This window comes from Saccharothrix hoggarensis (assembly GCF_052936025.1).
This window is the reverse complement of sequence record NZ_CP193624.1, coordinates 604,344-616,988: the sequence shown is the minus strand read 5'-3', so window position 1 is coordinate 616,988 and position 12,645 is coordinate 604,344. Positions and strand designations below refer to the sequence as shown.

The window sequence follows — 12,645 nt, the reverse complement described above, 5'->3', positions numbered from 1 at the left end:
TCGGCAACACTGTGAAACATCGGTGCGATCGCGACTCGTGGACTTCCGGTGGATCGTGACTAGGTTCTACAGATCATGCGTTCACTTGCCTGGGCGGGGAGCCTGCGGGCGGCGATCACGGCGCTGACCGGGATCACCGCGCTCTACATGAGTCTCGTGGTGTTCGGGAACGTCACCGACTACGACACCAACCACGCGTTCGTCCAGCACGTGCTCGCGATGGACACGACGTTCGGGTCGCCGAACACGTCGTGGCGCGCGATCACCAGCCCGACTCTGGTCACCATCGCCTACGTGCTGATCATCCTGTGGGAGGCGGCCACCGCCCTGGTGCTGCTGGCCGGGTTCGTGTCCTGGCTGCGGCGGCGCGAGGAGGTGGCGCGGCGGCTGACGTCCACGGGCTGGGTGATGCAGGTGCTGCTGTTCGGGGGCGGGTTCATCGCGATCGGCGGTGAGTGGTTCCTGATGTGGCAGTCGAAGGACTGGAACGGGTTGTCGGCCGCGTTCCAGAACTTCGTCGTGGCCGCCCTCGGCCTGATCCTCCTGCACGCCGGCAAGCGCGACTGACCTCCCCCCACTCGTCGTCGGGCCTCCGGAGGCCGCCCCCGCCGCGGCGGTCTCCGGTCCCCTGCCCGGTCTTCTGATCAGCCACCGGACAGCGCCGGCGCAGGTTCTGACGCCGACGATCGGCGCCGGTGGCTACTTGTCGGCCCAGAAGTCGAGGCGGTGGGTCGCCCGGTAGTCGACGCCGGTGATGGCGTCCGGCGCCAACGACTGGACGTGCCGGTCGCCGTCCCCGAACGCGGGCCACTTGGGCAGGCCCTCGCCGTTCGGGTCGCCGGTGTGGGCGAACCTCGACCAGTACCGGATCATCACGTCCGACAGCTCGCGCTGCCCACCGGTCAGGTCGCCTTCCGGGAACAGGTAGCCGATGTCCGTGCTGTGGCTCGCTCCGTGCTCGGAGGCCGCCGGGTCGGCGAACTCGAACGCGTACGTCGGCGTGTGCGCGGACAGCAGTTCGTGCTGCCGGAACGTCGCCCTCGCCCACACCCGGTCCGTCAGGACGGCCGCCCACGCCTCGGACGGGTCGGCGAAGGCGGTCAGCGGGTACTCGCGGGCCACTTCGTCCGCCTTCTCGCCGAACGCCGCCGCGAGGAGCGCCGGGTAGTCGTCGGCGGTGACGGGGCCGCGGAACAGCGCCACGATGCCCCGGTGCTCGTCGCGGGTGTTGCCGGCGAGGACCGGGATCTTCGCGAACTCGCCCTTCGCCAGCGCGTCGGCGGGGACGTCCGGCAGGTCGGCGTTGCCGTAGCCGAAGGGCTGGAAGATGTTCATCACCTGCGGGTGGGCCAGGAGCGTCGCGGCGGGCAGGGCGCGCAGGCAGTCGACGTCCGCGCAGCCCAGCTCGGCGGCGACGCCCTGACCGAGGCCGGCGATCTCGGCCGTGTCCCGCCAGGCGAGCCACGGCAGCGCGCCCAGGCCGGGGTACCACGCTTCCGCGGGCAGGTCGACCAGCGCGAACCCGCTGTGCATGATCACCTTGTCGACCAGGCCGCGCGACTTCGGCGACACCAGGTGCGCCGCCGCCGACGACGCCCCGTACGAGACGCCGAACAGCGTGACGTTGCCCGGGTCGCCGCCGAAGCTCCCCGCGTTGCGGCGCACCCACTCCAGCGCGGCGCGCTGGTCCTGCAGGCCGAACGTGCCCGAGCCGTCCAGGCCCGGCAGGCCGAAGCCGCCGAACACGCCGAGCCGGTAGTTGATCGTCACGACGACCACGTCGCCCTGGGTCGCGAGCGCGGCGGCGTCGAAGTGGTGGCCCGCGCCGATCGCGCCGTCGCCGTGCACCCACACCATGACCGGCTTGCGGCCCTCGGTGGACGGTGTCGTGACGTTGAGGAACAGGCAGTCCTCGTCGTCGGCCGTGACGTCCGAGTACGACGACCCGACCTGCGGGCACGGGTTGCCGGGCGCGGTGGCGTCCCGGACACCGTCCCACGGTCGGGGCGGCGCCGGGGCCTGCCACCGCAGCTCGCCCTTCGGCGGCGCGGCGTACGGGATGCCCTGGAAGACGGTGTGGTCGGCGCGGACCGCACCGCGCAGCTCACCGCTCTCAACCCGCACCGTGCCGCGGTCGTCGCCCTTCCCGTTGTCGGCCACGTCGTTCCCCCCGCATCCCGCAACGGTGCCGAGCAGGGCTGTCGCCACCGCTCCGATGAGTGCCCACGTCCCCCGACGCATGCGCCTACCCCCTTGTCGTGGCGAGCTCCACCATGGTGATCAGCTCGCGTTCGCAGAGGTCGAGGTCGACCTCCGCGTGCTCGCCCGCCCGCGCCAGCACGCCGTTGCGCAGGGCCAGGACGAAGATCGCCATCGCGTCCGCGTCGAACTCGCGGAACTCACCCCGCCGTTGGCCGTCCCGCAGCAGGACCGCCATCTCACGGTGGTCGTCGTCGGCGCTGTCCGCAGCGGACACGTGCGGCCCGACCTGCAGGAAAGCGATCATGTGCGACCGGTGGTCCCGCATGAACCGCAGGTTGGCGCTCAGGAACGCCCGCAGCTCGCCGGCGGCGGTCGTGTCGCGGTTCATCCGTTCGAGGACGAACGCGGCGAACTTCCGCCGCACCTCCGCGTACACCTCGTCGACCAGCTCCTGCTTGCCCTTGAAGTGGTACGAGATCAGGCCCGTGCTGCTCAGCCCCGCCCGTGCGGCGATCTGCTTGAACGAGGTCGCCGCGTAGCCCAGCTCGGCCAAGGTCTCGATCGCCGCGGCCACGATCTGCGCCCGGCGGGCCTGCTCGGTGAGCGACTTTGCTCGCATGAGCAAAATTTAGCACGGACGAGCAAGAACTTCACCCGTCGGAGAGGGCGCCTCCCGAACGACGATGGGGGTGTGAGGTCACCGGAGGCCCGTCCCGACCCGGCGTTCGCGCTGCTGGAGCTGTACGACGCCGCGCTGCCGCAGGTGTACGGCTACCTGCTGGCCAGGTGCGGCGACCGCGCGCAGGCGGAGGAGCTGACCTCGGAGACGTTCCTGGCGGCGGTCCGGTCGGCGCGCACGACGGGTGGCCCGGTCACCCCGGCGTGGTTGATCGGGGTCGCCCGGCACAAGCTGGTTGACCACTGGCGTCGCCGGGAGCGGGAGGAGCGCGGCCTGCGGCTCGTCCACGAGGAGCAGCAGGTCGAGGACCCGTGGGAAGGCGAGATCGACGCGATGCAGGCACGCCAGGTCCTGGAGCGGCTCGGTGCCCACCACCGGTGCGCGCTCACCCTGCGGTACCTCGACGGCCTGCCGGTGCCCGAGGTGGCGCGGCTGATGGGCCGCACGGTGCACGCGACCGAGTCCCTGCTGACCCGCGCCCGTGCCGCTTTCCGCCAGGCGTGGACCGGGGGTAGCGATGACTGACCCGTTCGAAGGGCTTCGGCTGCCGGTTCGAGCCGTCGACCCGGACCCCGCGTTCGCCGACCGGCTGCGGGAACGGTTGGAGCGCGAAGTGCTGATCGGAGGAGGAGAAGGAGGAGGGAGAAGAGAGGTGGATGCGGTGAGTGGGACGCGAGACGACGCCCGGCACGCCCAGCCGTCGGCCGGCGAGCCGATGGGTGCCCAACGGGACGACGCCGGACGAGGTGGTGCCGGACGAGGTGGCGCCCAGCCGGAGAGCGGTGAGCGAGGGGGCGCGACGTACGCGACCGTGGTGCCCTACCTGGCGGTCCGGGACGCGCGGGCCGCGATCGACTTCTACGTCGAGGTGTTCGGCGCGACCCGGCGGGGCGAGGTGGTGGTCATGGACGACGGGTCCGTAGGACACGCCGAGATCGCCATCGGCGACTCCGTGCTCATGCTCGCGGAGGAGTCGGCCGAGTACCGGAACCTCGCGCCCGGGGCGGGCGGGGTGCACCCGATGCACCGCGTCGAGGTGTCCGATGTGGACGCGACGGTCCGGCGGGCCGTGGCCGGTGGCGGCACGGTGCTGCGGGCGACCGCGGACACCGGGCACGGGTACGGCGCGACCCTGCTCGACCCCTTCGGGTACCGGTGGATGGTCGCCGCCCGAACCGAGGCAGACCCGACCGACGCCGCCGCGAGCACGCCCACGGGCGCGCCGCCGCACGGGCACGTCGCCTACCACACCCTCACGGTGCCGGACGACGAAGCCGCCAAGCGGTTCTACGGCGCGGTGCTCGGGTGGCGGTTCGCGCCCGGTCGCGTGGAGCACGGGTGGCAGGTCGAGGGCACCGGCCTGCCCGCCGCCGGGCTCTGGGGCGGGCAGGGGCGCGGCGGCTGGAAGCTGATGTACGCCGTGGACGACCTGGCCACCGCCGTGGCACGGGTGCGCGAGCACGGCGGCACGGCGAACGAGCCGGAGCGGCTGCCGTACGGGCTCTCCAGCGAGTGCGTGGACGACCAGGGCGTCGAGTTCTGGCTGTGGCAGCGGTGAGGCGAAGCGGTTCATGAGTCCATGCTCGAACATGCGTTCGAGCATGGCAAGATCACGATCGGGTGGTCGTGGTCAGCCGACGATCTGGCGGAGCTGGTCCAGCAGCTCCGCCCGGCTGCCACAGCCCAGCCGCTGCCGGATGCGGGCCATGTGGTGCTCCACCGTCTTCGCCGAGATGAACAACCGGTCGCCGACCTGCTTGTACGTCAGCCCGCCGACGACCAGCTCCGCCACCTCGCGCTCGCGGTCGCTGAGCTTCCCGGCGTCGGCCTCCACCACCGGCTCGGGCTGCTTGCGCGCCGCCCCCGCGCCCCGCCCCTGGAGCAGCCGGGCGCAGTCGAGCAGCCGCACCATCGCCTGCCGGTCGGACGTCCGGATCGCGGCCTGACCGGCCAGCCGGGCCGCGTCCCACCACTGGCCGACGGCGTGCAGGCCGCGCGCGGCGTCCTCGACCTGGTCCGCGTCCACCTTGCCCGCCAGCACGTCGAGCCAGCTCTCGGCCGCGACCGACACGATCCCGGCGTACCGGCTGCGGTCCCGGCACGCCGCCAGCGACGCCGCGTGCTCCTCCGCGACGGACGTCTCCTCGGCGATGATCGCCGCGTGCAGCGCGCTCCAGTGCAGCGGCACGGCCCACAGGCACGGATCTCCCAAGTCCCGCAACAGGTTCCGCGCCGCAGTGAGGTGCGGCGCGAGCCGGTGCTGGTCGCGCAGCCGTGCCGCCGCGGTGGCGAACTCGCCCAGCGGCAGGAACGCGAACAGGTCGACGGGGTGCCGCAGCACGGCCTCGCACGCCTGCTCCCACGTGCGCTTCAACGTCGCCAGGTCGCTGTTGCGCCGGGCGATCCCGATCTCCAGCGCCACCGCGAACAGCCAGTCGCGCGGCTCCAGCGGCCGCCCGACCTTCCGCAGCGCCACCACCGTCTCCCGCGCCTGCGCGAGGTTCCCGCGCTGCATCGCGATCCAGCCGCGCAGCAACCGGTGCCGCACGGCCATCAACGTGCCGCCGAGCGACGTCGCCACCGCCCGGTCCAGCACGGACTCGGCGACGCCGGGCTCACCGCTGTGCAACGCCACGAGCGCGGCCAGCGCGGCGGGTGTGTCGGGCAGCAGCACGGCCCTCCCGGCCGGTTCCAGCAACCCCGCCGCACGCACCAAAGTGGACAGTGAGGTGGTGGCGGAGGACGTGACGGACTCCACGACCCCTTGCGCCATCAGGGAAGCGCCGCCGTCGAGCATGGTCGGCGGCGCGACCGGCAACGCGGCCGCGGGCAGCCGTCCCGTCCCGACCTGCCCGATCACCGCGAACGCGGACGACGTCGAGCTGGGCGACCACCGGTGCAGCTCGGTGCTGCGGGCGAGCTGGCCGCGGTGCGCCAACGCGATCGCGGCCACCTCCGCCGCCGCGCCGCGGTGCGCCGGGTCGCCGCCGGAGATCACCTGGTCGGCGAGCCGCAGGGCCGCGTCGAGGTCGCCCGCCATCGCCGACGCCACCGCCCGCCGCACGGCGATCTCGGGGCTGGGCGTGCCGATGGCGGCGAGGAGCCGTGCGGCGAGCGCGGGGTCGGTGGGCAGCGCCTCCTCGGCCGCCGCCTGGAACGCCGCGCCCAGCTCCGGCCCGGCGACGCCGACCAGCGGCCGGACGAGGTCGAGCACCGGTCCGCCGGAGCGCAGCTGCAGCTCCACGAGCTTCTGCCGCACGGCGATCCGCCGGTCGGTCCGGCTCAGCGCGGCCACGGCGGTCCGCACCACGGGCGGCAGGGCGCCGTCGGCGGCGACGAGCCCGGTCGCGCGGCCCGCGTCGATGACGTCGCCGACCGCGTCGGGGTCGCCGCCGAGCAGCCCGCCGAGCAGGTCGAGCCGCAGGCCCGCGCCCGCTTCGGCGGCGAGCAGGTACTTCTGCACGTCGGCGTCCAGCCACTCCAGGTCCGCCCGGAACGACGCCACGACCTCGGGTGTCACCTCGGCGGTGCTGAGCCCGGCCAGCCGCCGCACGAACCGCGGCACGCCGCCGGTCTGCTGGTGCACGAAGTCCACGAGCCCCCGCGAGGACGCGGGCAGCACGGCCCGCACCTGCTCGCGGGTCAGCGGTTCCAGCGTCACGGCGGGCCTGGCCCGGCCGAGCGACTCGGCCAGCGCCGCCAGCGCCCGCGACCGGGGCCACGGCCGGTAGGCCACGACGATGCTCTCCTCGCCGCGCTCGACCCTGGCCCGCAGGGACAGCAGGTCGGCGTCGGGCAGCAGGTGGGCGTCATCGACGACGGTCGCGGCGACGCCGGCGTCCTCGAACGCCCGGGCGATCTCCCGCAGCACGGCGGTCTTGCCGTACCCGCCGGGCGCGACGACGCCGAGCCGCACCGGGTCGCCGGACGCGATCACGTCCAACACCTGCGCGACCTGCGGTGGGAGCAGGGGACTCACGGTCGTGCTCGGGCTCAACGGCCATCCTCGGGGTCACGGGCGCGGCGCTGCCCACCGGTCGGCACGAGCCCGCGCACGACGCGCTTCACCGTGCGCCGCTCGGGCAGGTCCAGGGGGGTGATGTCGACGGGCGGCCGGGGCGGCGGGGCGGTGAACTCCACGTCCGACGCCTCCAGCCCGCCCACGGGGAACCTCAGCAGCGGGTCGTCGTCGCGGACCATGATCGACGTGTCCACGGGCTCGGGTTCCGCGTCGGGCCCGACGACGAGCCGGCGGGCGGCCAGGGCCGCGCCCTTCACCACGGACGTCTCGGGCGCGGCCTCCAGCACCACCCGGCCGGGCACGGACGCCGCGACCAGGGGGATGCGGGCGCTGCCGCCGACGACCGCGGTCACCCCGACGCCGGGCACGGCGGACACGACCCGGTGGAACACGGCCGCGGCCTGTTCCACGTCGGGCCGGATGAGGTCCTCGAACCGCGCCCTGGTGATCGGCACGTCGACCCGGCCGGACGGCAGGTGCACGGGGATCGACGTCTCCACCGTGCCGGACAGCAGGCGCTTGGCGGCTTCGCAGTCGCGGCGCAGCCGCCCGAACAGGCCGCGGGTGCGGGGGTCGTCGGCGTCCAGTTCGGCCAGCGCCCGCCCGAGTGACGCCCGGACGTGGTCGAACACGGCGTCGTCGAAGTCCGCGCCGGCGGCCTGGTCGACACCTTCGACGGCGGCGACCAGCTCGAACCCGCGACTCACGACGGACGCGCTGAAACCGTGGCTGCCCAGGCTGAACACGCCGAGCGACCCGGTGGGCGGGCGGCTGAACGCGTGGTTCTCGGCGGCGGCGACGGGCTCGGGCACGAGGGTCGCCGCGACCCCCACCGACCGCAACGCCCGGTGCATGAGCCCCTTGGCGTGCGTCCCCCACCCGGGGGGATGCGCGAGGACGACGTGCTCGGGCTGTTCGCCTTCGCGGGCGGCGACCTGGTCCGTCACCCACCGGACCATGAGCGCCGTCAGCTCCTCGGCCGGGCACTGCTCGGCGCCGGGGGCGTCGCCGCCGAGGACGACGGGCACGACGTCGCCGACGCGGCGGCTGAAGCCGGTGGCGGTCCACCGGGGGTCGCCCGGCTCGCCGACGGCGAACGCGCCGTCCGAGGTGAGGTGCAGGGTGGAGGCCACACCGCCGCCGGGGCCGCCGAGACCGACCACCTCGGGTTCCCCGCGTCCGGCGCCGCCGAGCCTGCACACGGCCGCCGCGGTGCGCGTGGTGCCCACGTCGACCCCGAGGACGTACGGCAACTCGGACGCCTCCCCACTCACCTGAATGAACTACGGGCAGTACCTACACGGGTTACGAGACGGTCACAAGCTCATCCCCTAACCCCCTAGGGAGTGAACGACCAACACCCCATAGTGGATGCGGCATCTACTGGGAGTAATCCCCGATGGCCGGGGAGCCCCCCGCTCCTACCTTGATCACCAGGCCGGACCACCCCTGCCGGTCCCGCTCCCCGCGTCCGATTCGACCAGGAGAAATCCATCATGGGCTCCAGCCCCAACACGCTGCACGACTTCGTCCTCGACCTCCTCAGCGACCCGACCGCGCTGGCCGACTTCCAGGCCGACGCCGAGGGCACCCTGGCGCGGGCGGGCTTGAGCGACATCAGCGCTCTGGACGTGCAGGAAGTCATCCCGCTGGTGCTCGACTACGTGCCGACCGGGAGCCTGCCCGCTCTCGACGGCTCGATCGTCGAGGACCTGCCCCTCGACCTGGACGCCGGCCAGGCCGGTGCGATCCTCCAGCTCAAGGCCGTCACGGACCAGCTCGCGGTGTCGGGCGCCACCGGCGCCGGCGACGTCAAGGCCGCGGTGGCGGGCACGTTGAGCGCGGACGCCGACGGCCTGAGCGTCTTCGGCGGCGTGTCGAGCTGGGACCTGCTCGACGGCTCCGGTTCGGCGACGTTGACGGTCGAGGGCGACTTCTCCGCGGTGGGTGACGTGACCGACACCCTGGACGGCACGCTGCACACCGCCACCGGCCAGGTCTCGGGCCTGACCGGCACGGCGACCGGCACGCTGGACGGTGCCGTCGCCACCGCGGGTGGGGTCACCGGCTCGCTGCCGGACGCGGACGGCCTGACCAGCACCGCGTTCGGCGCCGTCGACACGCTGAACGGCGTGGTCGGCAACGTGACCGGTGGCCTCACCGGCAACCTGCCGCTGGGCGACCTGCCCGCCGTCGGCGACCTGGGCGGCCTGCCGGCCGTCGGCAACGTGGGCGACTCGCTCGGCGTGTCCGGCTCCGCGCACGGCGAGGCGGAGTTCGACACCCACGCCGCCAACCCGCTGGGCGACGTCGCCGACACGGCCGCGAACGCCGCGAACGTGGGCGGTGTCGTGAGCAACGTCACCGGCACCGTCGACGGCCTCGACCTGCCGGTCGTCGACTCGCTCGGCGTGGACGACCTGCTCTTCTGAGCCTGATCGACCACTGGGGGGCCGGCTCCGTCCACAGGACGGGGCCGGCCCTCACTTTCACCCGGACGGGTTTTACCGGCACACTCTGCCGGGTGATGTCCGCGCCCTGGCTCGACGTGCTAGACGACACGATCCGGGCTTGCGCTGCGCACAACCGGCCCGACCTGGCCGAACGGTTGCGCGAGAAGCGCGCCCGCCAGCTGGACCCCAAGCTCCGGGTGCTCGTGATCGGCGAGCCCAAGCAGGGGAAGAGCCAGCTCGTGAACGCGATGGTGAACGCCCCGGTGTGCCCGGTCGGTGACGACGTCACGACCGCCGTTCCCACGTTCGTGCAGCACGCCGAGACACCGTCCGCGGCGTTGGTGCGCGGCGCGTCCATCGCGAACACCCCCACCGAGCGCATCCCCACCGAACGCATCCCGGTGCCGATCGACCAGCTCGCCGACCAGGTGAGCGCGAACCACGGCCACGGCGGCGACCTGGTCCGCGCCGAGGTCGGCATCCCCCGCGCCCTGCTCGACTCGGGCCTGGTGCTGATCGACACGCCGGGCGTCGGCGACCTGCGGCCCGCGCACACCGCGAGCACGTTCGCCGCCCTGCTCCAGGCCGACGCGGTGCTGATGGTCTCCGACGCGACGGCCGAGCTGACCGGGTCGGAGCTGGAGCTGCTGAAGCAGGTCATGACGTCCTGCCCCAACGTGATCGTGGTGCTGACGAAGATCGACATCGCGGCGCAGTGGCGGCGCGTGGTGGAGCGCAACCGGGCGCACCTGGCCCGCGCCGGCGTGACCGCGAAGCTCATCCCGGTGTCCGCCGCGCTGCGGCTGCGCGCGGCCAAGACCGGCGACAAGGCGCTCAACGCCGAGTCCGGGTTCCCGGAGCTGCTGGCGTGCGTGCGGCAGGACATCGTGGCCGCCGCCGACCAGCTGGCCCGCCGCACGATCGCGGTCACCGCCGCGTCGGCGATCAAGCAGCTGGTGGCCCCGGTGCGGGAGGAGCTGTCCGCCCGCGCCACCCAGGGCGCCGGCGCCACCGTCGCCGCGCTCAACGAGGCCCAGCGCCGCATCGACGAGCTGCGCCGCCGGTCGGCGCGCTGGCAGACGGTGCTGGCCGACGAGATGGCCGACCTGGTCTCCGACATCGAGTACGACCTGCGCGACCGCACCCGCCGCATCCTGCGGGAGATCGACCGGACGTTCGAGACCGCCGACCCGGCGCTGGGCTGGGACAAGTTCGAGGCGTGGCTGGAGGACAACCTCACCGAGGCCGCCACCACGAACTTCGCCTGGCTGCTGGAGCGGTCCGAGTGGGTGGCGGAGAAGGTCGCCAAGAGCTTCCCGGTGGCCCGCGACGACCTGCTGCCGGAGTCGATCTTCCCGGACGACGTGCTGGACCGCGTCGCGCCGATGGACAAGCCGGTGATCGAGACGTTCAACCTGATGCAGAAGGCGTTCACCGGCCTCAAGGGCTCCTACGGCGGCGTGCTGATGTTCGGCCTGGCCACGAGCCTCGCCGGGATGCCGCTGATCAACGCGATCTCGCTGGGCGCGGGCGCGCTGTTCGGCGGCAAGTCGATCATCGACGAGAGCGACCAGCGGTTGCGCCGCAGGCAGGCCGCCGCCAAGGCCGCCGCGGCCCGGCACGTGGACGACTTCTTCATCAAGTTCAGCAAGGACTGCCGCGACGCCGCCCGGCACATCCAGCGCAGCCTGCGCAGCCACTTCGCCACGCTGGCCGAGGAGATGCAGGAGACGCTGCTGGAGTCGGCCCGCAGCGCCCGCCGCGCCGTGCAGGACGACAACACCGAGCGGGAGCGCCGCAACCGCGAGGCCAAGCGGGAGCTGGACCAGCTCGTGGCCCTGTACCAGCGGGTCCAGGCGCTCGCGGGAGGTCAGGCGCCGCCGTTGGGGATCAGCGCCTGATGCTCGCGGGCGTGACGCTGGAGGAAGAGGTCTGGGCGCTGCTGGAGGACGCCCTGGCCGTGTACCGGGACAGCCCGCGCGCGGTCGCGTGGCTGCGCGGGCACCAAGCCCGGTTCGGCGAGCCGGTGCGCGTCGCCGTGGCGGGCGCGCCGCGGTCCGGGAAGTCCACTGTGGTCAGTGCGCTCATCGGCGAGGAGTTCGTGCCGACCGGCGCCACGACGTGGTACCAGGACGGGCCGCAGCCCAAGGCGCACGTCGGCCCGTACGAGGTGCCGGTGCTGCGCCGCGACGGCAGGGCGTTCGTGGACGCGCCGGACGCCGAGCGCGTGGTGGTGGAGTGGCCGTCGCGGTCGTTGCGGGACGTCACGCTGATCGACACCCCGGCGGACGCGCCGGTCGAGCACGTCTACGGCGAGGCCGACGCCGTGCTGTACCTGACCCGGCACCTGCACACCGCGGACGTGCGGTTCCTCCAGACCGCGCACGACCACCCGGTGGCCCGCGCCGCGCCGGTGAACACGGTGCTGGTGCTGGCGCGGGCCGACGAGATCGGCGGCGGCCGGATCGACGCGCTGTCCTCGGCCAAGCAGATCGCCCGCCGCTACCGGCGCGAGGCGACCGTGACCCCGTTGTGCCAGAACGTGGTCGCGGTGGCCGGGCTGCTCGCGGTGGCCGCGCGCACGCTGCGGCCGGACGAGTTCGCCGCGCTCGCCGCGCTGGCCTCGTTGCCGCGCGCCGAGCTGGACGACCACCTGCTGTCCGCGGACCGGTTCGTCGGCGAGGACTTCCCGGTGCGGCTGGACCCGGCGGTGCGCCGCGGCCTGGTCGACCGGTTCGGCATCTTCGGCGTGCGGCTGACGACCACGCTGATCCGGCAGGGCTTCGACACGCAGGTGAAGCTGACCGGGCAGCTGGTGCAGCGCAGCGGCCTCGGCGAGCTGCGCGACTCGATCGGCGTGTACTTCACCGAGCGGCGCGAGGTGCTGAAGGCGCGGGCCGCGCTGATCGGGCTGGACGTCGTGCTGCGCGCCGAGCCCCGGCCGGGTTCGGTCGGCCTGGCGGCGGCGGTGGAGCGCATCCTCGCGTCGGCGCACGACTTCCGGGAGCTGCGGCTGCTGGCGGCGTTGCAGGGCGGGCGCACCCGGCTGCCCGGCGAGCTGGACGCCGAGGCGGCCCGGCTGGTCGGCGGCCTGGGCACGGACCCGCTGGTGCGCCTCGGGCTGGACCACGAGCCGACCGGGGACGAGCTGCGGCACGCCGTGCTGGAGACCCTGGGCCGCTGGCGCGACCACTCGGCGGACCCGGCGCTGGACCACGGGCAGCGGCGGGCGGCACACGTCGTCGTGCGCAGCTGCGAGGGGATGCTCTCCCAGCTCGTCGGCTGACCGC

General features: G+C 73.7%; 10 protein-coding genes. 6 read left to right on the top strand and 4 right to left on the bottom strand.

Features of this window, described 5'->3' with window-relative positions:
• Nucleotides 1–75 precede the first annotated feature (75 nt).
• Nucleotides 76–567 (top strand): DUF2165 domain-containing protein, encoded by a 492-nt coding sequence (locus tag ACRAKH_RS03105; RefSeq protein ID WP_380723365.1) that lies wholly within the window; start codon nucleotides 76–78, stop codon nucleotides 565–567.
• 132 nt (nucleotides 568–699) lie between these two features.
• Here the strand turns inward: ACRAKH_RS03105 and ACRAKH_RS03100 are convergent, their stop codons facing one another.
• On the bottom strand, nucleotides 700–2,160 hold the full coding sequence (locus ACRAKH_RS03100; protein ID WP_380723364.1) for a carboxylesterase/lipase family protein: 1,461 nt from the start codon (nucleotides 2,158–2,160) through the stop codon (nucleotides 700–702).
• Nucleotides 2,161–2,245: 85 nt separating this feature from the next.
• Entirely contained in the window at nucleotides 2,246–2,821 is a 576-nt protein-coding gene (locus ACRAKH_RS03095) for a TetR/AcrR family transcriptional regulator (RefSeq protein ID WP_380723363.1), read from the bottom strand.
• Nucleotides 2,822–2,893: 72 nt separating this feature from the next.
• Here ACRAKH_RS03095 and ACRAKH_RS03090 point away from each other — a divergent pair, with 72 nt between their 5' ends.
• The gene (locus tag ACRAKH_RS03090) at nucleotides 2,894–3,406 is read left to right on the top strand and encodes an RNA polymerase sigma factor (RefSeq protein ID WP_380723362.1); all 513 of its coding nucleotides are present in this window, start codon (nucleotides 2,894–2,896) and stop codon (nucleotides 3,404–3,406) included.
• Nucleotides 3,399–4,439 carry a VOC family protein gene (locus ACRAKH_RS03085; protein ID WP_380723361.1) on the top strand — a complete coding sequence of 347 codons (1,041 nt, stop codon included), beginning with the start codon at nucleotides 3,399–3,401 and terminating at the stop codon, nucleotides 4,437–4,439. Before ACRAKH_RS03090 ends, ACRAKH_RS03085 begins: the two co-directional genes overlap by 8 nt.
• Nucleotides 4,440–4,511: 72 nt before the next feature.
• On the opposite strand, the gene ACRAKH_RS03080 is transcribed toward ACRAKH_RS03085, so the two are convergent.
• Nucleotides 4,512–6,860, bottom strand: coding sequence for a LuxR C-terminal-related transcriptional regulator (locus tag ACRAKH_RS03080; protein WP_447009609.1), 2,349 nt, complete (start codon nucleotides 6,858–6,860; stop codon nucleotides 4,512–4,514).
• Nucleotides 6,861–6,874: 14 nt separating this feature from the next.
• Nucleotides 6,875–8,176 carry an Hsp70 family protein gene (locus tag ACRAKH_RS03075; protein WP_380725137.1) on the bottom strand — a complete coding sequence of 434 codons (1,302 nt, stop codon included), beginning with the start codon at nucleotides 8,174–8,176 and terminating at the stop codon, nucleotides 6,875–6,877.
• 222 nt (nucleotides 8,177–8,398) lie between these two features.
• Here ACRAKH_RS03075 and ACRAKH_RS03070 point away from each other — a divergent pair, with 222 nt between their 5' ends.
• The 3 genes from ACRAKH_RS03070 to ACRAKH_RS03060 all read left to right on the top strand — a co-directional run bounded on the left by ACRAKH_RS03070 (nucleotide 8,399) and on the right by ACRAKH_RS03060 (nucleotide 12,641).
• The gene (locus ACRAKH_RS03070) at nucleotides 8,399–9,334 is read left to right on the top strand and encodes an IniB N-terminal domain-containing protein (RefSeq protein ID WP_380725135.1); all 936 of its coding nucleotides are present in this window, start codon (nucleotides 8,399–8,401) and stop codon (nucleotides 9,332–9,334) included.
• Nucleotides 9,335–9,429: 95 nt separating this feature from the next.
• The gene (locus ACRAKH_RS03065; RefSeq protein ID WP_380725133.1) at nucleotides 9,430–11,256 is read left to right on the top strand and encodes a dynamin family protein; all 1,827 of its coding nucleotides are present in this window, start codon (nucleotides 9,430–9,432) and stop codon (nucleotides 11,254–11,256) included.
• A gap of 11 nt (nucleotides 11,257–11,267) precedes the next feature.
• A complete protein-coding gene (locus tag ACRAKH_RS03060; protein ID WP_447009608.1) occupies nucleotides 11,268–12,641 on the top strand; it encodes a hypothetical protein in 1,374 nt (457 codons plus the stop codon).
• Nucleotides 12,642–12,645 lie beyond the last annotated feature (4 nt).